24 protein-coding genes are annotated in these 26340 nt (G+C 64.9%); 5 read left to right on the top strand and 19 right to left on the bottom strand.

Going from position 1 to position 26340, the window contains the following annotated elements:
* Window positions 1-2: 2 nt before the first annotated feature.
* The 3 genes from bcsB to bcsQ are packed head-to-tail and all read right to left on the bottom strand — an operon-like array spanning window position 3 to window position 5772.
* Window positions 3-2336, bottom strand: coding sequence for a cellulose biosynthesis cyclic di-GMP-binding regulatory protein BcsB (bcsB, locus tag ACPRTJ_RS01600; RefSeq protein WP_426427882.1), 2334 nt, complete (start codon window positions 2334-2336; stop codon window positions 3-5).
* A complete protein-coding gene (bcsA, locus tag ACPRTJ_RS01595) occupies window positions 2333-4561 on the bottom strand; it encodes a UDP-forming cellulose synthase catalytic subunit (RefSeq protein ID WP_043862371.1) in 2229 nt (742 codons plus the stop codon). The genes bcsB and bcsA overlap by 4 nt, the downstream gene beginning before the upstream one ends.
* The gene (gene bcsQ / locus ACPRTJ_RS01590; protein WP_104572237.1) at window positions 4558-5772 is read right to left on the bottom strand and encodes a cellulose biosynthesis protein BcsQ; all 1215 of its coding nucleotides are present in this window, start codon (window positions 5770-5772) and stop codon (window positions 4558-4560) included. The genes bcsA and bcsQ overlap by 4 nt, the downstream gene beginning before the upstream one ends.
* A 493-nt stretch (window positions 5773-6265) precedes the next feature.
* Between bcsQ and dnaX the strand changes: the two genes are divergently transcribed.
* From dnaX to recR, 3 genes are all read left to right on the top strand, one after another.
* Entirely contained in the window at window positions 6266-8329 is a 2064-nt protein-coding gene (dnaX, locus tag ACPRTJ_RS01585) for a DNA polymerase III subunit gamma/tau (protein WP_327781577.1), read from the top strand.
* 65 nt (window positions 8330-8394) lie between these two features.
* Entirely contained in the window at window positions 8395-8721 is a 327-nt protein-coding gene (locus tag ACPRTJ_RS01580) for a YbaB/EbfC family nucleoid-associated protein (protein WP_010226011.1), read from the top strand.
* Window positions 8722-8819: 98 nt separating this feature from the next.
* Window positions 8820-9422, top strand: a complete 603-nt coding sequence (gene recR / locus ACPRTJ_RS01575) for a recombination mediator RecR (protein WP_078480240.1) — start codon at window positions 8820-8822, stop codon at window positions 9420-9422.
* A gap of 94 nt (window positions 9423-9516) precedes the next feature.
* On the opposite strand, the gene ACPRTJ_RS01570 is transcribed toward recR, so the two are convergent.
* Together ACPRTJ_RS01570 and fnrA are read right to left on the bottom strand one after the other, a co-directional pair.
* Window positions 9517-10065: an adenine phosphoribosyltransferase gene (locus ACPRTJ_RS01570; protein WP_054915581.1), complete on the bottom strand. Its 549-nt coding sequence runs from the start codon at window positions 10063-10065 to the stop codon at window positions 9517-9519.
* Between the two features lie 54 nt (window positions 10066-10119).
* The gene (gene fnrA, locus ACPRTJ_RS01565; protein WP_426427878.1) at window positions 10120-10854 is read right to left on the bottom strand and encodes a Crp/Fnr family transcriptional regulator FnrA; all 735 of its coding nucleotides are present in this window, start codon (window positions 10852-10854) and stop codon (window positions 10120-10122) included.
* A gap of 159 nt (window positions 10855-11013) precedes the next feature.
* On the opposite strand from fnrA, the gene ACPRTJ_RS01560 reads away from it, so the two are divergent.
* Window positions 11014-11478 carry a hypothetical protein gene (locus ACPRTJ_RS01560; protein ID WP_426427876.1) on the top strand — a complete coding sequence of 155 codons (465 nt, stop codon included), beginning with the start codon at window positions 11014-11016 and terminating at the stop codon, window positions 11476-11478.
* Window position 11479: 1 nt separating this feature from the next.
* Here ACPRTJ_RS01560 and hemN read toward each other — a convergent pair whose 3' ends face one another.
* The 14 genes from hemN to ccoN (ACPRTJ_RS01490) form a co-directional block, all read right to left on the bottom strand.
* Complete coding sequence (gene hemN, locus ACPRTJ_RS01555; protein ID WP_058542025.1) at window positions 11480-12862, bottom strand: oxygen-independent coproporphyrinogen III oxidase; 1383 nt, start codon at window positions 12860-12862, stop codon at window positions 11480-11482.
* An 82-nt stretch (window positions 12863-12944) separates the two neighbouring features.
* Window positions 12945-13628, bottom strand: coding sequence for a sulfite exporter TauE/SafE family protein (locus tag ACPRTJ_RS01550; protein WP_043862379.1), 684 nt, complete (start codon window positions 13626-13628; stop codon window positions 12945-12947).
* The gene (gene ccoS / locus ACPRTJ_RS01545; protein WP_054915579.1) at window positions 13621-13836 is read right to left on the bottom strand and encodes a cbb3-type cytochrome oxidase assembly protein CcoS; all 216 of its coding nucleotides are present in this window, start codon (window positions 13834-13836) and stop codon (window positions 13621-13623) included. Before ccoS ends, ACPRTJ_RS01550 begins: the two co-directional genes overlap by 8 nt.
* A 12-nt stretch (window positions 13837-13848) precedes the next feature.
* Entirely contained in the window at window positions 13849-16302 is a 2454-nt protein-coding gene (locus ACPRTJ_RS01540; protein WP_054915578.1) for a heavy metal translocating P-type ATPase, read from the bottom strand.
* A gap of 112 nt (window positions 16303-16414) precedes the next feature.
* Window positions 16415-16951: a FixH family protein gene (locus tag ACPRTJ_RS01535; protein ID WP_043862382.1), complete on the bottom strand. Its 537-nt coding sequence runs from the start codon at window positions 16949-16951 to the stop codon at window positions 16415-16417.
* A gap of 12 nt (window positions 16952-16963) precedes the next feature.
* Entirely contained in the window at window positions 16964-18379 is a 1416-nt protein-coding gene (gene ccoG, locus ACPRTJ_RS01530; protein ID WP_058542067.1) for a cytochrome c oxidase accessory protein CcoG, read from the bottom strand.
* Window positions 18380-18672: 293 nt separating this feature from the next.
* Window positions 18673-19653 carry a cytochrome-c oxidase, cbb3-type subunit III gene (gene ccoP / locus ACPRTJ_RS01525; RefSeq protein WP_043862384.1) on the bottom strand — a complete coding sequence of 327 codons (981 nt, stop codon included), beginning with the start codon at window positions 19651-19653 and terminating at the stop codon, window positions 18673-18675.
* Window positions 19650-19847 carry a CcoQ/FixQ family Cbb3-type cytochrome c oxidase assembly chaperone gene (locus ACPRTJ_RS01520; RefSeq protein ID WP_043862418.1) on the bottom strand — a complete coding sequence of 66 codons (198 nt, stop codon included), beginning with the start codon at window positions 19845-19847 and terminating at the stop codon, window positions 19650-19652. Before ACPRTJ_RS01520 ends, ccoP (ACPRTJ_RS01525) begins: the two co-directional genes overlap by 4 nt.
* A 5-nt stretch (window positions 19848-19852) precedes the next feature.
* Window positions 19853-20461 (bottom strand): cytochrome-c oxidase, cbb3-type subunit II, encoded by a 609-nt coding sequence (ccoO, locus tag ACPRTJ_RS01515; protein WP_043862385.1) that lies wholly within the window; start codon window positions 20459-20461, stop codon window positions 19853-19855.
* Window positions 20461-21903, bottom strand: a complete 1443-nt coding sequence (gene ccoN, locus ACPRTJ_RS01510; RefSeq protein ID WP_043862386.1) for a cytochrome-c oxidase, cbb3-type subunit I — start codon at window positions 21901-21903, stop codon at window positions 20461-20463. Before ccoN (ACPRTJ_RS01510) ends, ccoO (ACPRTJ_RS01515) begins: the two co-directional genes overlap by 1 nt.
* 489 nt (window positions 21904-22392) lie before the next feature.
* Window positions 22393-23328 carry a cytochrome-c oxidase, cbb3-type subunit III gene (gene ccoP / locus ACPRTJ_RS01505; RefSeq protein ID WP_229590415.1) on the bottom strand — a complete coding sequence of 312 codons (936 nt, stop codon included), beginning with the start codon at window positions 23326-23328 and terminating at the stop codon, window positions 22393-22395.
* A complete protein-coding gene (locus ACPRTJ_RS01500) occupies window positions 23325-23522 on the bottom strand; it encodes a cbb3-type cytochrome oxidase subunit 3 (protein ID WP_043862388.1) in 198 nt (65 codons plus the stop codon). The genes ccoP (ACPRTJ_RS01505) and ACPRTJ_RS01500 overlap by 4 nt, the downstream gene beginning before the upstream one ends.
* Window positions 23523-23527: 5 nt before the next feature.
* Window positions 23528-24136 carry a cytochrome-c oxidase, cbb3-type subunit II gene (gene ccoO / locus ACPRTJ_RS01495; protein WP_043862389.1) on the bottom strand — a complete coding sequence of 203 codons (609 nt, stop codon included), beginning with the start codon at window positions 24134-24136 and terminating at the stop codon, window positions 23528-23530.
* Window positions 24137-24146: 10 nt separating this feature from the next.
* A complete protein-coding gene (gene ccoN / locus ACPRTJ_RS01490) occupies window positions 24147-25571 on the bottom strand; it encodes a cytochrome-c oxidase, cbb3-type subunit I (protein WP_043862390.1) in 1425 nt (474 codons plus the stop codon).
* 49 nt (window positions 25572-25620) lie between these two features.
* Between ccoN (ACPRTJ_RS01490) and ACPRTJ_RS01485 the strand changes: the two genes are divergently transcribed.
* On the top strand, window positions 25621-26310 hold the full coding sequence (locus ACPRTJ_RS01485) for an alpha/beta fold hydrolase (RefSeq protein WP_043862391.1): 690 nt from the start codon (window positions 25621-25623) through the stop codon (window positions 26308-26310).
* Window positions 26311-26340: the final 30 nt, after the last annotated feature.

Below are 26340 nucleotides of genomic sequence, written 5' to 3'. Positions count from 1 at the left end.
GATTACTCGATGTTGAGGCGACGTTTGGCCTGGGCGCGCAGCGAGAAGAACGCCACCAGGCTGACCAGGGCAACCCCCAGCAGGGTCAACAGCAGCAGCGCCGGTACATGCTGGGACAGCAGCCACTGGATGTAACGGAACGGCCCCAGGTGCCCCACGTAGTAGGCCTGCTCGGCCACCAGCGATTCGACATTCCTGCCGTTGATCACCACAAGGCTGCCTTGCAGTGCCTGGGTGTACTGTTCGCCGCCGATCAGGGCGTCGGTGACCTCCACCAGGTTCTGCGGCTGCGGGCTGGACAGCACCACCACGCTGCGCCCGCTCTTGAGCGGCGACTCGAACCCGGTGACGTACGAGCTGCGGTTCTCGCCGGTGAAGGTGAGCGCACCGCGCGCGGCGCGCAGGTTGGCCTTGGGATCGGGGCTGATCCATTCGCGCAGGCGCATCGGCAGGTCGGAGAACTCCACGTAATGCCTGGCGTCCTGGGTCCTGCTGGGCAGGTAGTCGGCCCAGGTCTTGAGCAGTGGCTGGTTGTCGCCGGAAGCCAGCACCAGCAGGTCCTTGTCGGCCAGGGCATCGACCTGGCCGGCCTGGGCCACGGTGACGGCGGTGGCCGGGTAGCCGGTGGAGTCGCCAAAGCGTCCGAGCACGGTGAGGTAGGCGCTCCAGTCGGCGCTGCCGGCGTTGTCCGGCAGGATCACCGCCGAGTCGGACAGGTCGGCCAGGCGCGTGAACGGGAAGCCGCTGTCCTTGAACACGCCCAGGTTGGGCATGGCGATGAAGTGGTCGTAGCCGCTCAGGTCCAGGGTGGAGTCCGGGTCGATGGCGCCGCGCATGTTGTCGATGATGATGTCGCGGCATTCACCCTGCTTGATGTAGTCGTACATGAAGCGGAACTGCAGGCGCGACTGCAGGGCGACCGAGTCCAGCGGCAGCAGCATGCTCGCCTCGCGGGCGATGCTGTCGTCTTTCTTCAGGGCTGCCAGCAGGCTGTCGCTGCCGCCCAGGCGCTCGATCGAGGGCAGGTTCATCGACTTGATGAAAGTGTCGTTGAAGCTCACCAGCAGCGAAGAGTTGGACGAGGTCTGCTGTGGGGTGTAGCGGTACTTGAGGTCCAGCCGGGCGCCCTGTTCGCGCCAGTTGAACAGGTCGGGTGGCAGGCGCACCGGCACGGTGATCATGCCGGGGTTGTAGCCCGACACATTGAGCTGACGCGGGTCGATCAGCTCGCCAAGGCGCACCGGGCGTTCGGTCGGCAGCCAGTTGGGCGCGTCATACGGCTGGCGTGGCTGCAGCGCATTGACGGTGTCGATCTGCACGCTGGGGCCGGAGAAGCTGCGGTAGCCGATCACCAGGGCGGTGGCGGCGCGCTTGAGTTCGGCGCTGTCGCGTCCGGCGATGACCAGCAGCTTGCCGTGCGGGTCGTTGGGGTTGCTCACCAGCGACAGGGTCGGGCCCTTGAGGTCGGGCAGCGTCAGGCCCTCGACCTGGTTGGCCTCGGCGGTGTTGACCAGCACCACCGCGTTGCCGCTGGCGGGCAGGCTGTGCAGGTTGGTGGGGAAGTTTGCGCCACGGTAGCTGGCCAGTGCACCGATCCACGACGACACCGCGCCCGCCGCTTCGAGGGTGGTGTTGTCGGGGGCCACGGCAAACACGAACGGCAGGCTCAGGGCGCGTGGGTCGCGACGGTCGAACAGCGGCAGCGGCAGCAGGGCCAGGTCGTTGGGCAGCACCACCGGCTTGACCTGCAGGCTCAGCTGGCTTTCGTTGCTGATCTTGGCCCACAGGCTCGAATGCAGCGGGTCTTCGCACTGCATGGTGTAGTGGCCGATCAACTGCACGCCGAGCCGGTTGAACTCGGTGATCAGGTACGGCGGAATGTCGATCACCTGCTTTTGCAGGACGCCGGCGTTTTCCTTGGGCAACGGCAGGCTGGCGGCCACTTCGTCGTTGACCAGGATGTTGATCTGCGAGAGGTCGCTGAGCAGCGCTGGCGAATAGGTGTATTGCAGGGTCAGTTGCGCGCCAGTCACCACCTCGTCGGCCCGCACGTCGAAGTTGACCGTGTCGGTCGACTCCACGCCACGCAGGCTCATGGTGTAGTTCTTGCCCAGCTGCTTGAGGCTGAGCTGGTACTTTTCGCCGGCCGCATCCGGTGCCGCCGGCGCCGTTTCGCTGGCGGCGGGCTCCGTGGCGGGCGCCGCTGCGCTGGCCGCGACCTCATCGGCCTGGGCAGGTTGCAGCAGGCTGCCCAGGCACAGCAGCGAGCCGGCGAGCAGACGGCGAGAACGGCGCGACAGGTTCACTTGTTGGTCGGTATGAAGCATGACGGTCATTGCGAGTCCAACGAAGGTTCGAGGTGGGTGGGGGCTTGCTTGCGCTTGTAGCGACGATGGCGCAAGGCGCTGAGGGTCGCCTGGGCCAGGTCCATGATGCCGCGCACGCCGATGCGGCTCACATCGTGCAGGGCGCTCAACGGGGTGTCGGGCTTGCTGCCACCCCAGGTTGCGGCCCAGGTGTCGGCCCGCGAGAAGGTCAGGCGCACGAAGTCGCTCTGCTGGCGCAAGGTCAGCGGCTTGAACTGCACCCCGACCATGGCGCCACGGCTGAACACCACGGTGGCCGGCAGTACGCAGGCCTGCTGCTTGCGCATCAGGATCACCTGGATGTCCTGGCCCTTGTGCAGGCTCTGGCCCTCGGGAAGCTTGAAGCCCACGCCCTTTTGCGAGAAGTCCACGGTGGTGCAGTCGATGGTGGTGCCGTCGGCGGTCTGCACCTGAATCGGCAGCTCGGCGCGCACGCGCGGCTCGGAACGCACCTGGCGGGTTTCACTGGCAACCGCAACGGCAGCGCTGGTGATGATCACGTTGTAGATCGTCCAGGCCAGGTTGATGATGATGGTGATGGCTGCGGCCGGGTCGCCCCAGATCAGTTGCACCACACCGAACACCATGCCGATCAGGTTCAGGGTCAGCAGGATGATGTAGGGGCGCGCCAGCTCCCAGTCGAAGTATTCCTTGTCGATGATGCCGCCCTTGTCGGTCACGTTGAAGCCGCCAAGCTTGGGGTTGATCAGCGCCACCAGTACCGGGCGCATGATGTACCAGGCCAGCACCGACTCGTAGACCTCGTTCCAGAACGAATGGCGAAAGCGCCCCTGGATACGCGAGTTGGTCAGGCTGGCGTGGAAGATGTGCGGCAGTACGTAGGCGGTGATCATCAGCGCCGAGGCGTGGAAGATCTGCGCGCCGAAGATCAGGTACGCCAGCGGCGCGGTCAGGAAGACCAGGCGCGGCAGGCCGTAGAAGAAGTGCAGCATGGCGTTCACGTAGCACACGCGTTGGCCGAAGCTCAGGCCCTTGCCGATGAACGGGTTGTCGGTACGGAAGATCTGCGCCATGCCGCGTGCCCAGCGGATGCGCTGGCTGATGTGCCGCGACAGGCTCTCGGTGGCCAGGCCCGCAGCCTGGGGGATCGCCAGGTACGCGGTGTTGTAGCCCTTGCGGTTGAGCTTGAGCGCGGTGTGCGCATCTTCGGTCACCGTCTCGATGGCCACGCCGCCCACTTCCAGCAGGTGGCTGCGGCGGATCACTGCACACGAGCCGCAGAAGAAGGTGGCGTTCCACAGGTCGTTGCCGTCCTGCACCAGGCCGTAGAACAGCTCGCCCTCGTTGGGCACCGAGCGGAACGTGTCGAGGTTCTTCTCGAACGGGTCGGGCGAAAAGAAGAAGTGCGGGGTCTGCAGCAGGGCCAGTTTCGGGTCCTTGAGGAACCAGCCCATCGCCACCTGCAGGAAGGAGCGCGTGGGCACGTGGTCGGCGTCGAAAATGGCGATGTACTCGCCGTCGGTGACCTTCAGGGCCTCGTTGAGGTTGCCGGCCTTGGCGTGGACGTTGTCGGCGCGCACGATGTAGTTGACCCCGATCTGCCGGCAGAACTCGCGAAAATCGTCGCGGCGGCCATCATCCAGCACGTGCACGCGCAGCTTGTCGCGCGGCCAGTCGATGGCCTGGGCGGCGAAGATCGTCAGCTTCACGATGCTCAGCGCTTCGTTGTAGGTGGGGATGAACACATCCACCGTGGGCCAGTCCTTGGGGTCCTGGGTAAGAATCTTGGGCTTGCGCTGCAAGGGCCAGGCGGTCTGCATGTAGCCGAACGCCAGCACCACCAGGGCATAGAACTCTGCTGCCACCAGGCCGTAGCCGAACACGATGTCCAGCCAGCTGTCGAAGCCCAGCGTGTCGGTGACGCGCCAGTACACATAACGCAGGGTGGCCACCAGCGACAACACCACCATGGCCAGCACCGGCAGGCGCCCGGGCAGCTTGCGCAGTATCAGCAGGCCGGCGAAGCACAGGGCGGCAAAGGCGAACTGGCGCTCCAGCTCCAGAGGTGCGGTGACCACGGCCACCAGCAGCAGGGCGCCGATCAGGCCGGCACCGATCTTCAGCGCGCGCAGCACCGGGGCGGGCCATTGCCCGAAGCGTTCGAGCCAGACATTCAAGCGCGCAACCGTGTTGGGCGCCTGCACTGCAGACGCCTGGTCTAAGGGGGCGGTCATGGGGTACCGGACTGTTGGTGGTGATGGGCGAGGTGGGCGCCAAGGGCATGCGCCACGTCGCGCAGGTCCTGGCAGGCAGGGCTGTCGGGCACCTTGACGAACGGATCGAATTCGAAGGCCTGGGCTTCGTCCAGGCTGTGGTCGAGACGGACCATGCCCAGCAGCTCGCGACCGATGCGCTGGCGCAGTACCTGGCACATGTCCAGGTCCAGCGCGCGGGTGGGGTCGACCTTGTTGATCAGGTAGCTGCAGCGCGGCGCGGGGCTGCGCTGGTGCAGGGGCGCAAGCCAGGCCTGCAGTTCATCCAGCACGCGGTAGGCGGCTGGAGTCGGCAGGGTCAGGGCCACCACCTGGTCGGCCATCTCCAGCACTGGCGCAAGCCATGGGGTGGCGCCGGTGGGCATGTCGATGATCAGTACGTCAGCGGGTGTCAGTGCCAGCGTTGCCAATTGCTGCAGCAGCCAGCCAGGCTGGTTGGCCAGGCGCTGCTCCAGGCTGCGCAACTGGGTGGCGTCGGCGTGCCCGAATGGCAGGCATTCGGCGGTCGAGTCGGGCACTGGGTGGCAGTGGATGCTCCAGGGTTCGTCGCTGTCGGTAGCCTGGCTCAGACCGGGGGCGGTACGCGGCAGCATCAGTTGGCTGGCGAGGCTGTTTTGCGGGTCCAGGTCCAGTGCCACCACGCGACCGTGCGGGCGCTCCAGCAGCTTGGCCAGCGCGGCGGCAAAGGTGGTCTTGCCCACACCCCCCTTGGCCGAAACCACAGCGATGATGCTGGCCTGGGGGCGTGTCGGTGCCGGTTTGTGCATGGCATGCTCCAGTGCACCCTGATTCAGCCCCTGGGCCGTGGCATGGCGCAGGCGAGCCGCCGCTTCGAGTTGTTCACGCAGCGACAGGGGGGCGCCGGCGGGCTGTGCAGCCGGTTCGGGAGCGGGCGGTATACGCTTCACGGGCGCGGGCACCGCAACGACTGCCGGCGCAGGAGCTGGTGCCTGTACCGGCGCAGGCACCGATGCCAGGGTCGGCGGCAGCTTCAGGGCCGCCAGGGTCGCGGCCACCGGGGCAACCGGCTCGGGCGCGGCAGCAGGTGTGATCGGTTCAGCCACCGTCAGCGCGGGTTCGAGGTATTCGAACTCGGTGTCGATTTCTTTATAGCTGTCCGCACTTGCCCCAAACCTGGTGAACAGATTTCCAATGTCGTCTGCATGACTCATATGTGTAATCCCGGCCTACGGCTATCTGATCAACTGCTGGGGCAGATAAGGTCTGTCACACTGCTAGGATGCTAATGTGTGATATCAAACTGATAGTGTCAATATTTTGTTTGTTTCTGGGCTGGTTTTTCGCATTTTCGCCGAGTTAAAAAAATACCGCCATAAGTTTGACTGTTTTGTCGCTGCCTGTGCAGCGCATCTGCACGATGGATGCCGTTCTTGAACAAGGTCGGCACGAACGGCATAAAGCTTAGCCTAGCTTGTAGGAAATGACTGATAAGTCGTGCTGACATATATCAGTTTGTTTCACGATTGGCACATAGGTTACCAAGCTTTGCCTGGCGCGTGTTCAGTCAGAGGACAGGCAACCGGCCAGCCCGGGCCGTTGTCCGATCAACGGTGACTGGCCGGCGTGCCCATGCACGGCGGATGCATTTTTGCCCCTGCTCCGCTAGGATTAGCGGTCTTTGGTCTATCTATCCGACGGTTTTCGATGAGTTATCAGGTTCTTGCACGTAAATGGCGTCCGCGCTCGTTCCGCGAAATGGTCGGCCAGACCCATGTGCTCAAGGCCCTGATCAACGCGCTGGACAACCAGCGGCTGCACCACGCCTACCTGTTCACCGGCACCCGCGGGGTGGGCAAGACCACCATCGCGCGCATCATCGCCAAATGCGTCAACTGTGAAACCGGCATTACCTCGACACCGTGCGGCACCTGTTCGGTGTGCCGCGAGATCGACGAGGGGCGCTTCGTCGACCTGATCGAGATCGACGCCGCCAGCCGCACCAAGGTCGAGGATACCCGCGAGCTGCTCGACAACGTGCAGTACGCGCCAAGCCGCGGGCGCTTCAAGGTCTACCTGATCGACGAAGTGCACATGCTCTCCAGCCACTCGTTCAACGCCTTGCTCAAGACGCTTGAAGAGCCGCCGCCCTACGTCAAGTTCATTCTTGCCACCACCGACCCGCAGAAGCTGCCCGCCACCATCCTGTCGCGCTGCCTGCAGTTCTCGCTCAAGAACATGACCCCCGAGCGGGTGGTCGAGCACCTGAGCCATGTGCTCGGGGTCGAGAACGTGCCGTTCGAAGACGACGCCCTGTGGTTGCTGGGCCGCGCCGCCGACGGTTCGATGCGCGATGCCATGAGCCTCACCGACCAGGCCATCGCCTTTGGCGAAGGCAAGGTGCTGGCGGCGGATGTGCGCGCCATGCTCGGCACCCTCGATCACGGCCAGGTCTATGGCGTGCTCCAGGCCCTGCTCGAAGGGGACGCACGAGCCCTGCTCGAGGCCGTGCGGCACCTGGCCGAGCAGGGGCCGGACTGGAACGGCGTGCTGTCTGAAATGCTCAATGTGCTTCACCGCGTGGCGGTGGCCCAGGCGCTGCCCGAGGCGGTGGACAACGGCCAGGGTGATCGTGACCGCGTGCTGGCGCTGGCCGGCGCTCTGCCGGCCGAAGATGTGCAGTTCTATTACCAGATGGGCCTGATCGGCCGGCGCGATCTGCCGCTGGCCCCCGACCCGCGTGGCGGCTTCGAGATGGTGCTGTTGCGCATGTTGGCGTTCCGCCCGGCCGACACCGTCGATGCGCCGACACCGACGCTAAAGTCGACGGGGATCAGCCAGGCCACAGCTGACTCCCCACCCGCGGTGGCAGCGGTCGCCGCGCCGGTGGTGGCTGCACCGGTCGTGCCCACGCCCGTTGCCGAACCTGTTGCCCGCCCGCAGCCCGAACCCGAGCCGCCGGTGCAGGCTGCGCCAGTACTGCAAGCGCAGGTTGCCGAGCCGCCCGCGCCCGAGGTCGACCTGCCCTGGAACGAGCCGGCCGCGCCTGCGCCCGAGCTTGCTGCGGCGCCTGAACCCGAACCGGAACCCGAGCCGCAACCCGAACCTGAACCCGAGGCGATTGCTGCGCCCGTGCCAGCCGCGCCCGCGCCGGCCATCGCGCATCACGATGAGCCACCGATCGCCGACCACGCCAGCTATAGCCCGGCGGGCATGGAGCGCGACGACGAGCCACCGCTGGACGAAGATTACTACGACGCCGAGATCGACCCGGTGGGCTACAGCTACCTGGACGAGCTGGCCAGCGAGACCGCGCCGGAGCCTGCACCGGAGCCCGAGCCAGAGCCTGCTGCGCAACCGGCCACCGGCCTGGCGTTGCAATGGCTGGAGATGTTCCCGCTGCTGCCGATTTCGGGCATGACCGGCAGCATCGCCGCCAACTGCACGCTGATCGCGATGGACGGCGACAACTGGCTGCTGCACCTGGACCCGGCGCACAGCGCCCTGTTCAACGCCACCCAGCAGCGGCGCCTGAACGATGCGCTCAACCAGCACCTTGGGCGTACCCTGAACCTGAGCATCGAGCTGATCCGCCCCGAGCAGGAAACCCCGGCCCAGGCCGCGTCGCGCAAGCGTGCCGACCGTCAGCGCGAGGCCGAGGCGTCGATCGAGAACGATCCGTTCATCCAGCAGATGATCCAGCAGTTCGGCGCCACCGTGCGTCACGATACTATTGAACCTGTCGACGCCCTGGTGGCCCAGGGCGAATAACCCGTTTACCCCAGCACCGCGGTCTGCCGCGGTGTGCCAAGTAACTTGATACCGAGGTGATTCCCATGATGAAAGGTGGCATGGCCGGCCTGATGAAGCAGGCACAGCAGATGCAGGAAAAGATGGCCAAGATGCAGGAAGAGCTGGCCAACGCCGAAGTGACCGGCCAATCGGGCGCCGGCCTGGTCAGCGTGGTGATGACCGGTCGCCATGACGTCAAGCGCATCAGCCTGGACGACAGCCTGATGCAGGAAGACAAGGAAGTGCTGGAAGACCTGATCGCTGCGGCCGTGAACGATGCGGTGCGCAAGGTCGAGGCCAACAGCCAGGAAAAGATGGGTGGCATGACCGCCGGCATGCAACTGCCGCCGGGCTTCAAGATGCCGTTCTGAGGCATTGCCTGCGTGACCCTCGGTGGGAGCACAGCCAGTCGGTTGTCGCTCCCATCGTCGTTTTTCCGTTCAACCGATGATCTGCCAGGCCTTTTACCATGAGCTTCAGCCCCTTGATTCGCCAACTGATCGACGCCTTGCGCACGCTGCCGGGTGTGGGTCAGAAAACCGCCCAGCGTATGGCCCTGCAACTGCTGGAGCGTGACCGCAGCGGCGGCGTGCGCCTGGCCCAGGCGTTGAGCCAGGCCATGGAGGGGGTGGGGCATTGCCGTCAGTGCCGCACCCTGACCGAGCAGGAGCTGTGCCCGCAGTGCGCCGACCCACGGCGTGACGACACCCTGCTGTGCGTGGTGGAGGGGCCGATGGACGTGTACGCGGTGGAGCAGACCGGTTATCGCGGCCGCTACTTCGTGCTCAAGGGGCATCTGTCGCCACTGGACGGCCTGGGGCCGGAGGCCATCGGGATTCCGCAGTTGCTGGCGCGCATTGCCGAGCAGGGCAGCTTCACCGAGGTGATCCTGGCCACCAACCCCACGGTGGAAGGGGAGGCCACGGCGCATTACATCGCGCAGCTGCTGGCGGACAAGGGGCTGGTGGCTTCACGCATCGCCCATGGTGTGCCGCTGGGCGGGGAGCTGGAACTGGTGGATGGCGGAACGCTGGCGCATTCGTTCGCGGGGCGTAAACCAATCGCGCTGTGAGCGTGCGGGGCCCCTTCGCCAGCAAGGCTGGCTCCTACAAGAGCATGCGGCCTTTGTAGGAGCCAGCCTTGCTGGCGAAGGGGTCAGTGCGCGCTCAATATTCGCTGAGCGAAAACTCGGTCAGGCAGAACGTCTGCACCCCTGCCGCCTGCAGCTTCTGCGAGCCGCCCAGCTCCGGCAGGTCGATGATCGCCGCCGCCTCGAACACGGCCGCCCCCATGCGCCGTATCAGGCTGGCCGCTGCCAGCAGGGTGCCGCCGGTGGCGATCAGGTCATCCATGATCAGCACCGCATCGCCCTCGCACAGGCTGTCGGCATGCACTTCCAGAAACGCCTCGCCATATTCGGTCTGGTAACCCTCGGCCAGCACATCGGCCGGCAGCTTGCCCTGCTTGCGAAACAGGATCAGCGGCTTGTTGAGCTGGTGGGCAATGATCGAGCCGATCAGGAAGCCGCGCGCATCCAGCGCCCCGACATGGCTGAAGTCAGCCTCGACATAGCGTTCGATGAATTGGTCGGCAACGTGGCGCAGGCCCCGAGGGGACTGGAACAGCGGGGTAATGTCGCGAAAGATCACCCCCGGCTTGGGAAAGTCCGTTACCGGGCGGATCAGGGATTTGAGGTCGAACGCATCGGTCGGCATGGGGCAGGTATCCTGAAGGGCAAACGCCAGCCAGTATACCTGCTGCGCCAGGTGTCAGCTGTCCAGCGAGCCGCCCGCCAGGGCGCACAGCTGAATCGGGTCGATGATGCGTACTTCCTTGCCTTCGGCTTCGATCAGGCCGTTCTGCTGGAAGCGCGTGAACACCCGTGACACGGTTTCCACCGCCAGGCCCAGGTAGTTGCCGATTTCGTTGCGCGACATGCTCAGGCGGAACTGGTTGGCCGAGTAGCCGCGTGCGCGAAAGCGCGCCGACAGGTTGACCAGGAAGGTGGCGATGCGCTCGTCCGCAGTCTTCTTGGACAGCAGCAGCATCATCTGCTGGTCGTCGCGAATCTCGCGGCTCATCACCCGCATCAGTTGGCGACGCAGCTGCGGCAGTTGCACCGACAGCTCGTCCAGGCGCTCGAAGGGGATCTCGCACACCGAAGTGGTTTCCTGGGCCTGCGCCGATACCGGGTAGGCCTCGGTGTCCATGCCCGACAGCCCGACCAGTTCGCTGGGCAGGTGGAAGCCGGTGATCTGCTCCTCGCCCGCGTCGCTCAGGCTGAAGGTCTTCAGGGCGCCGGAGCGCACGGCGTAAACCGAGCCGAAGTCGTCGCCCTGGCGGAACAGAAACTCGCCTTTTTTCAACGGACGCCCGCGCTTGACGATTTCGTCCAGTGCGTCCATGTCTTCCAGATTCAGCGAAAGAGGCAGGCACAAGGGCGCCAGGCTGCAATCCTTGCAATGGGCCTGGTTGTGAGGGCGCAGTTTAACTGGCTCGGACATTTTCATTCGATCCTTCTGGGGAAAGCACACATAAGCCGTAAGGGTAACTCAGACGGCCGGGTTCAGGCCAGCGTGCGCGCTTTTGGTGCGTGCTGGGCTCAAGATCGGCGATGTTTGGCCGATGACCTGGAATAGTGTCCTTAACAGGAAAGACTGTCCATGCTCTCTATCGATTCAAATCCTCTGAATAGCGCTGCAACCCAGCTCAAACCCCCTGTCGCCAAGACCAATGTCGACGGTGCCCAGAGCGCCCAACCGGCCAAGGCTCCTGCCAAGGAGGGGGTCAGGGTCAACCTGTCCCTGGCGGGCCTGCAGGCGTCCAAAAGCAGCGGCGGCAACAAGGACATCGAGGAAAGCGGTCTGCCCCAGACCATCCAGCAGACCCTCAAGACCATCCGCAAGCTGCAGCAGCAACTGGCTGAAAAGATGCAGCAGATGCAGGCCGTCATGCGAGACAACTCCCTGACCCCCGAGCAGATGCGGCAAAAGGTCTCATCGCTGCAGGGTGAGATCGCCACGCTGACGGGGGCAATCACCACCGCCACCGCCAACCTGAACAAGGCCATGAAGCAGGAGAACCTGAGCCTTGATCAGGTCGCGAAGGTGTTCGAGTTGATGGGCTGATTCAAATCACCCGCGAAAACCGCTGGCGGTTGTGCAGGTCCAGGTAGGCATCGAACACCATGCATACCGAGCGTACCAGCAGGCGCCCCGCCGGCAACACCTTGATCCCGTTGGCATCCAGGCTGATGAGGCCGTCCTTGGCCATGCCCAGCAGGGCAGGCCACTGCGCGTTGAAGTAACCGCGAAAATCGAGGGTGAAGGCGCGCTCGATGGTCTCGAACTCCAGTTCGAAATGGCAGATCAGCTGCTGGATCACCGCGCGGCGGATGCGGTCGTCCTCGTTGCAGATCAGGCCTCGACTGGTGGGCAACTGCGAGGCGCCGAGGGTGTTCTGGTATTCGTTCAGATCACTGCTGTTCTGGCAGTACAGGTCGCCGATCTGGCTGATGGCCGACACGCCGAGGCCGATCAGGTCGCAGTGGCCGTGGGTGGTGTAGCCCTGGAAGTTGCGCTGCAGGGTCGACTCTTCCTGGGCAATGGCCAGTTCGTCGTCGGGCAGGGCGAAATGGTCCATGCCGATGTAGCGATAGCCTGCCTCGGTCAGCTGCTCGATGGTGTTGTGCAGCATTTCCAGTTTCAGCGCAGGCGCCGGCAGGTCGCTGCTGTCGATGCGCCGCTGGGGCATGAAACGCTCGGGCAGGTGCGCATAGTTGAACACCGAGAGGCGGTCGGGCTGCAGCTTGATCACTTCCTCGACGGTGCGTGCAAAGCCTTCGGTACTCTGCTTGGGCAGGCCGTAGATCAGGTCGAGGTTGATCGAGCGAAACTGCAGGGTGCGCGCGGCCTCGATGATCGCGCGGGTCTGCTCCAGGCTTTGCGGGCGGTTGATGGCCCGTTGCACCACCGGGTCGAGGTCTTGCACGCCCAGGCTGACACGGTTGAAGCCCAGTTCGCGCAGCAGCCCCATGGTCGACCAGTCGGCCTCGCGCGGGTCGATCTCGATGCCGTAGTCGCCTGAATCATCATCCAGCAGGTTGAAGTGCTGACGCAGGTGCGTCATCAGCTGGCGCAGTTCGGCGTGGCTGAGGAACGTCGGTGTACCGCCGCCCAGGTGCAACTGCTCCACGGTCTGGCGCGGGTCCAGGTGGCAGGCGATCAGCTGGATTTCCTGCTCCAGGCGCTGCAGGTAGGGCTGGGCGCGGCCGCGGTCCTTGGTGATCACCTTGTTGCAGGCGCAGTAGTAGCAGATGTTGGCGCAGAACGGCACGTGCACGTACAGCGACAGCGGGCGCGCGGCGCGGCGGCTGTCACGCAGGGCGTGCAACAGGTCGAACGAGCCGACCTGGCTGTGCAGTTGCACGGCGGTCGGGTAGGAGGTGTAGCGCGGGCCCGCCAGATCGTAACGGCGAATAAGGTCGGGGTCCCAGTGGAGGGCGTCGAGCATGGTGGCAGTCCCTGGAATGGCGGCAGTGTCCGGAGTCTAGGGAGCGTTGTGTCAGGGCGTGTTGATTTGTATCAACGGGTGTTCAGTGCCCCATGAGCCAGTGCTGGTGCGGCCCCGGCAGGGTCCACAGGCCGAACAGGATCACCAGCAGGCCTCCCGTCACGCGTACCCCGCGCTTGCGCAGCAGGGCACTGGTGCGCTCGGCAGCCAGCCCCGTGGCCAGCAGCACCGGCCAGGTGCCCAGGCCGAAGGCCAGCATCAGCAGGGCGCTGTGGGTGGCGTTGCCCTGGCTGGCGGCCCACAGCAGGGTGCTGTAGACAAGCCCGCACGGCAACCAGCCCCACAGCGCGCCCAGCAGCAGCGCGCGCGGCAGGCTCGACACCGGCAGCAGGCGATTGGCCACCGGCTGTATGTGCCGCCACAGGCCGCGCCCCAGGCTTTCGATGCGGGTCAGGCCGCTCCACCAGCCGGCCAGGTACAGGCCCATGCTGATCAGCAGCAGCGCCGCGAGCACGCGCATGCCGGTGGCCAGCGGGCCGCCCGCCACCGCCCAGCCGGCCAGGCCCAGCAGCAGGCCGGCAGCGGCATAGCTGAGGATGCGCCCCAGGTTGTACGCCAGCAGCAGCTGAAAGCGCCGGCTGCGCTGCGCCTTGGGAATGGCCAGGGTGAGTGCGCCCATCAGGCCGCCGCACATGCCCAGGCAGTGGCCGCCCCCCAGCAGGCCGAGGATCAGCGCCGAACTCAGCAGCGGCAACAGGTCAAGCATGGGGCGGGGCGCCGCTGTCGTCGGGCTTGCGCGGCTCGGCCTGGTCCAGGGCGGCCTGGTGCTTGGGGTCCTGGTCGTCGAACAGGATGCTGTGGGCCGGGCCTTCGAGGTCGTCGTACTGGCCGCTGTCCACGGCCCAGAAGAAGATGTACACGGCGATCGCGACGATCAGCAGCGCGGCGGGAATCATGACGTAGAGCGCGGGCATGGGGTCTCCGGGTCAGGCCGTCGCGGGGTGTGCGGCGTCGACGATAGGGGCGGTGGCAGGCAGCTCGCGGATGCGCGTAAGGCGCAGGGCGTTGAGCACCACGATCAGCGAACTGACCGACATGCCGACCGCCGCCCAGATCGGAGTGATCCAGCCCAGTGCGGCGAACGGCAGCATGAGGCCATTGTACAGGCCAGCCCACAGCAGGTTCTCGATGATTATCCGGCGGGTGCGGCGCGCCAGGCCGAAAGCCTGCACCAGCGCCTCCAGGCGGTTGGACAACAGCACCGCATCGGCGCTGGTCTTGGCCAGGTCGGTGGCCGAGCCCATGGCAATGCTGATGTCCGCCGCGGCCAGCACCGGCACGTCGTTGACCCCGTCACCCAGCATCAGCACCTTGTGTCCCTTGGCCTGCAGGGCCTTGAGCCGTTGCAGCTTGTCGTCCGGGCGCAGGCCGCCGACGGCCTGGTCGATGCGCAGCTCGGCGGCGACGCTGGCCACCATCGGCGAGCTGTCGCCCGACAGCAGCAGGGTCTGCCAGCCGCGGGCACGGCAGGCTGCCAGCAGGTCGGCGGCGTCATGGCGCAGGCGGTCGTCGAGCACGAACCAGGCCAGCGGCCCGTGGCTGTCGCCCAGCAGCAGCCACTGCCCGGGTTCGTCGGGCATCGCCGGCACTGCGCTGTGGCTCAGGGCGCACACGAAGTCGGCCTGGCCGATGCGCAGGCGGCGGTTCTCCACCTGCCCCTCAAGACCCAGCCCCGGCGTGCTCTGCACGTCGTCGGCGACCGTGATGGTGCGCCCGAAGGCGCGGGCGATCGGGTGCTCGGAGCGGCTTTCGAGGGCGGCGGCGAGGGTCAGGCACTGGTCGGCGTCCAGCGTCCCCAGCGGGCGGATGGCGCGCAATGTCAGGCGCCCCTCGGTGAGGGTGCCGGTCTTGTCGAAAATCACCGTGTCGATCTGGTTCAGGCCCTCCAGCACATGGCCGCGGGTGAGCAGCAGGCCGAGCTTGTGCAGCGTGCCGGTGGCCGCGGTGAGCGCGGTGGGGGTGGCCAGCGAGAGTGCGCAGGGGCAGGTGGCGACCAGCATGGCCAGCACGATCCAGAACGCCCGCGAGGGGTCCAGTTCCCACCACAGCAGGCCGATGGCCGCGGCGGCCACCAGCGAGAACAGCAGGAACCACTGCGAGGCACGGTCGGCGATCTCGGCCAGGCGAGGTTTTTCCGACTGGGCGCGTTCGAGCAGGCGCACGATGGCCGACAGTCGGGTGTCCTGGCCCAGGGCCTGCACCTGCACGGTCAGTACGCTCTCGATGTTCAGCGTGCCGGCCGTCACCGCATCGCCGCGCTGGCGCGGTTGCGGCAGGTACTCGCCGGTCAGCAGCGATTCGTCGACGCTCGACTGGCCGTCGATGATGCGCCCGTCGGCGGGCAGCACCGCGCCCGGGTGTACCAGGACCCGGTCGCCGGTCTGCAGCTCGCGCAGCAGGATGCGCTGGCTGTTGCCGTCGGCATCCAGGCGCAGGCACGAGGCCGGCAGCAGGTTGACCAGTTGCGCGGTGGCTGCGGCGGTGCGCTCGCGGGCACGGCGTTCCAGGTAGCGCCCGGCCAGCAGGAACAGCGCGAACATGCCCACTGCATCGAAATACAGCTCGCCGCTGCCGGTGATGGCGGTCCAGATCCCGGCGAAGTAGGCCAGGCCGATGGCCAGCGACACCGAGACGTCCATGGTCAGGTGGCGGGTGCGCAGGTCGCGGGCGGCGCCCTTGAAGAACGGCGCGCAGCTGTAGAACACGATGGGCGTGGTGAGAAACAGTGCCACCCAGCGCAGGATGGTGTGCAGCTCCGGGCTCAGGTCGATGTTGAACTCGGGCCAGGTGGCCATGGTTGCCATCATGGCCTGGAACCACAGCAGGCCGGCCACGCCGAGCTGGCGCAGGGCGGTGCGGTTCTCGCTGGCCAGCTGCTCGGCGGCGCGGTCGGCCTGGTAGGGGTGGGCGGCGTAGCCGATATGGCGCAGTTCACCCAACAGTTGCGAGAGCGGCAGCTGGCTGTCGGCCCATTGCACCTGCAGGCGATGGTTGGACAGGTTCAGTCGCGCCTCTGCCACCGCCGGCAGGTTGCGCAGGTGCTTTTCGATCAGCCAGCCGCAGGCGGCGCAACTGATGCCTTCGATCATCAGGGTGGTTTCAGCGAGTTCGCCGGTGTGGCGCACAAAAGGCTTCTGCACGTCGCTGCGATCGTACAGGGCCAGTTCGTCGACCAGTTGCACGGGCAGCGCGTCGGGGTTGGCGCTGGCTTCGCTGCGGTGCTGGTAGTAGCTTTCCAGGTTGCCGGCGACGATGGCTTCGGCCACGGCCTGGCAGCCGGGGCAGCAGAATGCACGGGGTTCGCCGAGTACCACGGCGGTGAAGTGGCTGCCGGCCGGGACGGGCAGGGCGCAGTGGTAGCAAGGCGTGGGGCTGGTCATTGTTATCTATCGCAGATGGGTGGTGACCTTGTCGCGGGTCAAGCCCGCTCCCACAGGGTGTCTGAGCACCGAAAACCTGTGGGAGCGGGCTTGACCCGCGATTGCAGTCGACTCATTTCTCGAGGTGCTCAGCCCCTTGCAGCGCCTCGTCACCCAGCATCAGCGTGGTGTCGTGCGCCACTTGCTCTTCTTCGAACAGGCGCCATACCTGGCCCTTTTCGGTACCCAGCAGCTCGACGAAACGCCGGCCCTCCACCTTGTCGCTCAACTGCCCCAGGTAACGCCCGGGCTCGCTTTCGCTGCGGGTCAGCATGATCTTGCGGTCCTTCTCCGGCTGGGTCGGCGAGATCAGGTTCAGCTCCAGGGTCTGCGGCTGGCTGTCACCGCTCAGGCGCAGGTCCACTTCGCCGGTCAGCTCGTCCAGGTGCACGCTGGCCTTGAGCTTCAGGCTCTGCCCCAGCAGCTCGCGGTCCAGCGAGCGGTTGATGCCCTTGCCAGCCTCGTAGTAGTTGTCGTTGACCAGGTTGTCCGGGTTGTTCACCGCGATGGTCACCATGGTCAGGCTCAAAGTCACCGACGTGGCCAGCACGCCGATGATGATCCACGGCCAGAGGTGGTGGTGCCAGGGGCTGGAGGCGTTTGCAGGCATGTCTCTACTCTCTTAGCGAATGTTGGGGCCGATGAAACGGCTCTTGGCTTCGACCTGGGTGCCGTTGTCGTCGGCGTCCTTGAGGGTGAAGGTGACTTCGTTGGCAGTCGAAGGCAGATCTTCCGGTGCCATCGACAGTTGTACCGGCAGGCTGACGATATCGCCGGCCGCCACGCGGATCTCCCGCGCGCCTTCGAGCTTGAGGTCCGGCAGGCCGGAGGCATCGAGCACGTACACGTGGTCGCGCTGGTCCTTGTTCATCACCTTGAGGCTGTACACGTTCTCGATGCGGCCCTGGGCGTTCTCGCGGTACAGCACGCGGTCCTTGCTCACGTCGAAGCCCACCAGCGGGCGCATGAGGAAGGCGGTGGCCAGCAGGCCGATCATCACCAGCAGCACCACGAAGTAGCCGATCAGGCGTGGGCGCAGCATGTGCGTCTTCTGCCCCGACAGGTTGTGCTCGGTGGTGTAGCTGATCAGCCCGCGCGGGTACTCCATCTTGTCCATGATGGTGTCGCAGGCATCGATGCAGGCGGCGCAGCCGATGCACTCGATCTGCAGGCCGTCGCGGATGTCGATGCCGGTCGGGCACACCTGCACGCACATGGTGCAGTCGATGCAGTCGCCCAGGCCCTTGGCCTTGTAGTCCATGTCCTTCTTGCGCGGGCCGCGGGTTTCGCCGCGACGCGGGTCGTACGACACGATCAGCGTGTCCTTGTCGAACATCACGCTCTGGAAGCGCGCATACGGGCACATGTAGATGCACACCTGCTCACGCAGCCAGCCGGCGTTGCCGTAGGTGGCCAGGGTGAAGAAGCCGACCCAGAAGTAGGCCCAGCCGTCGGCCTGGCCGGTGAAGAATTCGATGCTCAGTTCGCGAATGGGGCTGAAGTAGCCGACGAAGGTCATGCCGGTGACGAAGCCGATGCTCAGCCACAGGCTGTGCTTGGCCAGCTTGCGCACCAGCTTGTTGGCACTCATGGGCGCCTTGTCGAGCTTGATGCGCTGGTTGCGGTCGCCTTCGGTGACCTTCTCGCACCACATGAAGATCCATGTCCACACGCTTTGCGGGCAGGTATAGCCGCACCACACGCGCCCGGCGAACACGGTGATGAAGAACAGGCCGAAGGCCGCGACGATCAGGATGCCCGAGAGCAGGATGAAGTCCTGGGGCCAGATGGTGGTGCCGAAGATGTAGAACTTGCGCTCGGGCAGGTTCCACCACACGGCCTGGTGCCCGCCCCAGTTCAGCCAGACGGTACCGAAGTACAGCAGGAACAGGAGGGCCCCGCCGGCCATGCGCAGGTTGCGGAACAGGCCGGTGAAGGCGCGGGTGTAGATCTTTTCCCGTGCGGCATAGAGGTCGACGCCGCCGGCATCTTTCTTGGCAGGTGGGGTGACGTCATGTACTGGAATCTGTTTGCTCATCATTGAGTCCCACGGCAGTGGAAAAGTGCCGCGGCCAGTACATGCCGACCGCAGTCAGAAGTTGTTGCTGCTCTAGGGCGCATGATACGCCTGTCATTGCGGTACAGGGTGCAGTGCGACCTTTGGTCGCGTTGGTTAGTGGCGGGCGATAGTGTAGTGGAGCTTGTCAATTGACCTGAGTCACGTGGGTGGCAGATCCGGCCCCTTGACCGGCTAGCCGGCAGAAGGGGCCTGCGCCAATAAAAAGGCCCCGCCAGCAACACTGGCGGGGCCTTTTCACAGCCGGGGCATGTTCACTGCGCTTCGGCGGTTTTCTCTGGCTGGTGCGACAGGCTGTAGACATAGGCCGCCAGCAGGTGGACCTTGTCGTTGCCCTGAATGTCCTGCTGCGCCGGCATCTGGCCCTGGCGGCCGTAACGGATGGTCTGCTGCAGCTGGGCGTAGCTCGAGCCGTAGATGAACGCCTGCGGATGGGTCAGGTTGGGCGCGCCCATCGCCGGGGTGCCTTTGCCTTCCGGCCCGTGGCAGGCCACGCAGTTGGCGGCGAACAGCTTCTTGCCGTTTTCCACGTCGGCCTTGGCGTCCTTGGGCAGGGTGCGGCCATCGAGGTTGGTCAGCACGAACCCGGCCACATCGGCCACGCCCTGCTCGCCGATCACTTCGGCCCACGCCGGCATCACGCCGTGACGACCGCCCATGATGGTGGCCTTGATGGTCTCGGGCTCGCCGCCCCAGCGCCAGTCGTCGTCGGTCAGGTTGGGGAAGCCGTAGGAGCCCTTGGCGTCGGAGCCGTGGCATACCGAGCAGTTGGAGGCGAACAGGCGGCCACCCATCTTCAGGGCTTGCGGGTCCTTGGCCACTTCTTCAATTGGCATCGCTGCAAATTTGGCGAAGATCGGCCCGAACTTGGCATCGGAACGCGCCATTTCCTTTTCCCACTCGTGCACGCCGGTCCAGCCCGACTCGCCGTTGGCAAAGGCCACCTTGTTTTCGTTGTCCAGGTACTGGTAGCCCGGCAGCAGGCCTTTCCAGTTGCCCAGGCCCGGGTACAGCACCAGGTAGCCCAGGGCGAACACGATGGTGCCCACGAACAGCATGAACCACCACTTGGGCAGCGGGTTGTCGTATTCCTCGATGCCGTCGTAGGCGTGGCCCACGGTTTCTTCGGTGGTTTCGCTGCGCTGGCCCTTGCGGGTGGACAGCAGCAGCCAGGTCAGGGCAAAGATGGTACCCAGACTCAGAACGGTGACGTACAGACTCCAGAAGGTAGTCATTCTTTGTTACTCCTAGAAGCGCTCGCTTGCGCTTGCTCGACGTGCTTGCTGGCTTCGGGATCATCCGCGAAGGGCAGCATGGTCGCTTCGTCGAACTCGGACTTGCGCCGAGAACTGAATACCCACAACGCCAGGCCGATGAAGGCCACCATCACCACGACGGTGCCCAGGCCACGAATCATCCCGATATCCATCAAGGTCACCGTTTGCTTTTGATGATGGTGCCCAGCCCTTGCAGGTAGGCAACCAGAGCGTCCATTTCAGTCTTGCCCTTGACCGCGTCGCGGGCACCGGCGATGTCCTCGTCGGTGTAGGGCGTGCCGAGGGTACGCAACACTTCCATTTTCCTGGCGGTCAGCTTGCCGTCGAGGGTGTTCTCCACCAGCCACGGGTAGGCCGGCATCTTCGACTCCGGCACCACGTTGCGCGGGTTGTACAGGTGCGCGCGGTGCCAGTCGTCGGAGTAGCGGCCGCCGACGCGGGCCAGGTCAGGCCCGGTACGCTTGGAACCCCACAGGAACGGGTGGTCCCACACGCTTTCACCGGCTACCGAGTAGTGGCCGTAGCGCTCGGTTTCGGCGCGGAACGGACGGATCATCTGCGAGTGACACTGCACGCAGCCTTCACGGATGTAGATGTCGCGGCCTTCCAGCTCCAGCGCGACGCGGGGCTTCATGCCCTCGACCGGCTTGTTGGTGACGTCCTGGAAGAACAGCGGGACGATCTGGGTCAGGCCGCCGATGCTCACGGCGATGACCATGAAGAAGGCCAGCAGGCCGATATTCTTCTCGACTACTTCGTGCTTCATCAGTGAGCTCCAACGACAGCGATCTGAGCGGCGGCTTCAGCTTCGGCCGGCTGCGAGGCGCGGACGGTGCGCCAAACGTTGTAGGCCATCAGCAGCATGCCGGAGGCGAAGAACGCACCGCCCAGTGCACGCACGATAAAGCCCGGGTGGCTGGCCTGCAGCGCTTCGACGAAGGAGTAGGTGAGGGTGCCGTCGTCGTTGATGGCGCGCCACATCAGGCCCTGGGTGATGCCGTTGACCCACATCGAGGCGATGTACAGCACGGTGCCGATGGTCGCCAGCCAGAAGTGCGCGTTGATCAGGCCCACGCTGTGCATCTGCACGCGGCCATAGATTTTCGGAATCATGTGGTACAGCGCGCCGATCGAGATCATCGCTACCCAGCCCAGAGCGCCGGCGTGTACGTGGCCGATGGTCCAGTCGGTGTAGTGCGACAGCGAGTTGACGGTCTTGATCGCCATCATCGGGCCTTCGAAGGTCGACATGCCGTAGAACGCCAGCGATACCACCAGAAAGCGCAGGATCGGGTCGGTGCGCAGCTTATGCCAGGCGCCCGACAGGGTCATCATGCCGTTGATCATGCCGCCCCAGCTCGGGGCCAGCAGGATGATCGACATCGCCATGCCCAGCGACTGCGCCCAGTCGGGCAGCGCGGTGTAGTGCAGGTGGTGGGGGCCGGCCCAGATGTACAGGGTGATCAGCGCCCAGAAGTGCACGATCGACAGGCGATACGAGTAGATCGGGCGTTCGGCCTGCTTGGGTACGAAGTAGTACATCATGCCCAGGAAGCCGGTGGTCAGGAAGAAGCCTACGGCGTTGTGGCCGTACCACCACTGGATCATCGCGTCGGTCGCGCCCGAGTAGGCCGAGTACGACTTGAACAGGCTGACCGGCAGCGAGGCGTGGTTGACGATGTGCAGCATCGCGGTCACCACGATGAAGGCACCGTAGAACCAGTTGCCCACATAGATGTGCTTGGTCTTGCGCTTGACGATGGTGCCGAAGAACACCGCACCGTAGGTAACCCACACGATGGCCAGCAAAATGGCGATAGGCCATTCCAGTTCTGCGTATTCCTTGGTCGTGGTGTAGCCCAGCGGCAGGGTGACCAGCGCGCCGACGATCACCGCTTGCCAGCCCCAGAAGGTGAAGGCCGCGAGGCTGTCGGAAATCAGTCGCGTCTGGCAGGTTCGCTGCACGACATAGTAGGAAGTGGCAAACAGTGCGCACCCACCGAAGGCGAAGATCACCAGGTTGGTGTGCAGGGGGCGCAGGCGTCCAAAGCTCGTCCACGGCAGGTCCAGGTTCAGCTGAGGCCAGACCAGTTGCGAGGCGATGAAGACACCGAGGCCCATGCCAAGGATCCCCCAGACCACCGTCATGATGGCGAACTGGCGGACGACCTTATAGTTATAAGCAGTCGGACTGATTGCTGTGCTCATTCTAAGGTTCCACGGTTTGGGTGTTTTTGTTGGTTAAAAAATCGGCGCAAGTATGTATAAACCGTGTGGTTATTGCAACGCGATGGAAATCGCGCCGCACCTTGCGAAGGCCGATTTTACGGCGTTTCCAGCCGATTGGCGGTGGGAAGTGTACACAATCGCAAGGCGATAATGTGCACCATTATTCCGCTTTCGTTGTGCACGCATTAAGCTGCCTTGGCACTATCGTCCTGCGTGGTCAGGGCAGGCAATTCGCACTTGGGCCGGGATCCATCAGCCTTTGGTGGTGGCTCGCGAACAGAAAGTGCGCCAAAAAGGTGCATTCAGGTGCAAGACTTCAAGCCACTGTGGCAACAAGCTTAGTCTCGATCAGGGGGGGTGCAAGGCGGGTGTGCGGCGGGGTGCGACACTTGGTCGCAAGGGGCGGTGGGAACCGCCGCACCGTTGTCGATGCGGCGGTTTGAGTCAAGGCTCAGTTACATCATCGTTTCACTTGGCAGTTACGTTCTCTGCCGGTTGCGACAGGCTGTAGACATAGGCCGCCAGCAGGTGGACCTTGTCGTTGCCCTGAATGTCCTGCTGCGCCGGCATCTGGCCCTGACGGCCGTAACGGATGGTCTGCTGCAGCTGGGCATAGCTCGAACCGTAGATGAATGCCTGCGGGTGGGTCAGGTCAGGTGCGCCCATCGCCGGGGTGCCTTTGCCTTCCGGTCCGTGGCAGGCCACGCAGTTGGTGGCGAACAGCTGCTTGCCGTTTTCCACGTCGGCCTTGGCGTCCTTGGGCAGGGTGCGGCCATCGAGGTTGGTCAGCACGAACCCGGCCACATCGGCCACGCCCTGCTCGCCGATCACTTCGGCCCAGGCCGGCATCACGCCGTGACGACCGCCCATGATCGAAGCCTTGATGGTTTCCGGGTCACCGCCCCAGCGCCAGTCATTGTCGGTGAGGTTGGGGAAGCCGTAGGCACCCTTGGCGTCCGAGCCGTGGCACACCGAGCAGTTGGAGGCGAACAGGCGACCGCCCATTTTCAGCGCCTGCGGGTCCTTGGCCACTTCTTCCACCGGCATGGCGGCGAACTTGGCGAAGATCGGCCCGAACTTGGCGTCGGCGCGGTCCATTTCCTTTTGCCACTCGTTGGCGCCGGTCCAGCCGTTCTCGTAGCCGGGCAGGATGCCTTTCCAGTTGCCCAGGCCCGGGTACAGGATCAGGTAGCCCACCGAGAACACCAGGGTGCCGACGAACAGCCAGAACCACCACTTGGGCAGCGGGTTGTCGTACTCCTCGATGCCGTCGAAGCTGTGGCCCATGGTCTGGTCGGTGGTGCCCTTGCTCTGGCCCTTGCGGGTGCTGAGCAGCAGCCAGGTCAGGCCGATCAGGCTACCGATGGTCAGTACGCAGATGTACGTACTCCAGAAGGTGGTCATTGCCCGTTACTCCTCGATTCGGATTCTTTGGCGGCAGGTACAAGGCGGTCGTCGGCGAACGGCAGCAGGCTCGCTTCGGCGAACTCGCGGTCACGCCGGCCGCTGAACACCCACAGCGCCAGGCCGATGAAGGCGATGGCTACCAGCAGGGTGCCCAGGCCGCGCAACTGGCCGATATCCAGTGTGAAGTCCATGGCGCTTACCTCTTGTTCTTGATCGCGGTGCCGAGCACCTGCAGGTAGGCGACCAGCGCGTCCATCTCGGACTTGCCCTTGAGCGAGGCCACGGCGCCGGTGATATCGTCGTCGCTGTAGGGCACGCCCAGGGTGCGCATCACGCGCAGCTTGGTCTCGGTATGGCTGCTGTCGACCGGGTTGGCCACCAGCCACGGGTAGGCCGGCATCTTCGACTCGGGGACCACGTTGCGCGGGTTGTACAGGTGCGCACGGTGCCAGTCGTCGGAGTAGCGGCCGCCGACGCGGGCCAGGTCAGGCCCGGTACGCTTGGAGCCCCACAGGAACGGGTGGTCCCACACGCTTTCACCGGCTACCGAGTAGTGGCCGTAGCGTTCGGTTTCGGCGCGGAACGGACGGATCATCTGCGAGTGGCACTGTACGCAGCCTTCACGGATGTAGATGTCGCGGCCTTCCAGCTGCAGCGCGGTGTAGGGCTTCATGCCTTCGACCGGCTTGTTGGTGACGTCCTGGAAGAACAGCGGGACGATCTGGGTCAGGCCGCCGATGCTGACGGCAAACACCATCAACAGCACCAGCAGGAAGACGTTCTTCTCGATTACTTCGTGTTTCATCAGGTTCTCCTCAGGCCAGCTGCGCAGTGGCGTTGGCGGTCTCGCCCGCTGGGGCACGCACGGTGCGCCAGGTGTTCCAGGCCATCAGGAACATGCCGGTGAGGAAGATCGCACCGCCCACGAACCGCACGATGAAGCCAGGGTGGCTGGCCACCAGGGTTTCGACGAAGGAGTAGGTCAGGGTGCCGTCGGCGTTGACTGCACGCCACATCAGGCCCTGGGCGATGCCGTTGACCCACATCGAGGCGATGTACAGCACGGTGCCGATGGTCGCCAGCCAGAAGTGCGCGTTGATCAGGCCCAGGCTGTACATCTGCTCGCGGCCGAACACTTTCGGGATCATGTGGTACAGCGCGCCGATCGAGATCATCGCTACCCAGCCCAGAGCGCCGGCGTGTACGTGGCCGATGGTCCAGTCGGTGTAGTGCGACAGGGCGTTGACGGTCTTGATCGCCATCATCGGGCCTTCGAAGGTCGACATGCCGTAGAACGCCAGCGACACCACCAGAAAGCGCAGGATCGGGTCGCTGCGCAGCTTATGCCAGGCGCCCGAGAGGGTCATCATGCCGTTGATCATGCCGCCCCAGCTGGGCGCCAGCAGGATCAGCGACATCACCATGCCCAGCGACTGCGCCCAGTCGGGCAGGGCGGTGTAGTGCAGGTGGTGCGGGCCGGCCCAGATGTACAGGGTGATCAGGGCCCAGAAGTGCACGATCGACAGGCGATACGAGTACACCGGGCGCTCGGCCTGCTTGGGCACGAAGTAGTACATCATGCCCAGGAAGCCTGCGGTCAGGAAGAAGCCTACGGCGTTGTGGCCGTACCACCATTGCACCATCGCGTCGGTGGCGCCGCCGTACAGCGAGTACGACTTGGTCAGGCTGACCGGGATTTCCAGGTTGTTGACGATATGCAGGATCGCCACGGTGATGATGAACGCACCGAAGAACCAGTTACCCACGTAGATGTGCTTGGTGGTGCGCTTCATCAGGGTGCCGAAGAACACCACGGCGTAGGCCACCCAGACGATGGTGATCAGGATGTCGATCGGCCATTCCAGTTCGGCGTATTCCTTGGAGCTGGTATAACCCAGCGGCAGGCTGACGGCCGCGAGCACGATCACCAGTTGCCAGCCCCAGAAGGTAAAGGCGGCAAGGCGTGGCGAGAACAGCACGGTCTGGCAGGTACGCTGTACCGAGTAGTAGGAGGCGGCGAACAGTGCACAGCCCCCGAAGGCGAAGATCACCGCGTTGGTGTGCAAGGGGCGCAGGCGCCCGAAGCTGGTCCACGGGAGGTCGAAGTTGAGTGAAGGCCAGACGAGCTGCGCGGCGAGAAAAACGCCGAGCCCCATCCCGACGATTCCCCACACCACCGTCATAATGGCGAATTGGCGGACCACCTGGTAGTTGTAGGCGGTACTGCTGGTTGTGTTCATGTATGGGTTCCCATCCACGGTTATAGGCAGGCTAAACAGCGAGGCAAGCATGAGTAATGGGCAAGTGGCCGGTATTGACGGGGATCAATGGGCGCAGTGGGTCGAACAACGCGGCTGGTTGTACGATGCCCCGCAAAATCAGGCAGATGCGTCGCCCCTGGGGTGCCTGATCCTGGCCCACGGCGCGGGCGCACCCATGGACAGCGCGTTCATGACCGACATGGCGCAGAGGCTTGCCGCGCAAGGGCTGGCGGTACTGCGCTTCGAGTTTCCCTACATGGCCCAGCGCCGGCTCGATGGTGGCAGAAGGCCGCCAAACCCCCAGGCCCGCCTGCTCGACTGCTGGCGCGAAGTGGTGGCCCAGGTGCGACCATTGGTCGCTGGGCCACTGGTGATCGGCGGCAAGTCCATGGGCGGGCGCATGGCCAGCCTGGTGGCGGACGAACTGGGGGTGGATGCGCTGGTGTGCCTGGGGTACCCGTTCTATGCCGCGGGCAAGCCCGAGAAGCCGCGGGTGGCGCACCTGGCCGAACTGAAGACGCCAACCCTGATCGTGCAGGGCGAGCGTGATGCGCTGGGCAATCGCGAGACGGTGGAGGGGTATGCACTGTCGTCAGCCATCGAGCTGTGCTGGCTGGTGGCAGGGGATCATGACTTGAAGCCGCTGAAGGCCTCGGGGTTCAGCCATGCGCACCACCTGGGGGCGGCGGCGGACAGCATCGTGGCGTTTTTACGCTGATGGCCGCTTCGCCGGCAAGGCCGGCTCCTG

It is taken from the genome of Pseudomonas palmensis (assembly GCF_049942755.1).
In the GTDB taxonomy this organism is placed as follows: Bacteria; Pseudomonadota; Gammaproteobacteria; order Pseudomonadales; family Pseudomonadaceae; genus Aquipseudomonas; species Aquipseudomonas palmensis.
This window is presented reverse-complemented; position numbering and strand designations above follow the sequence as displayed.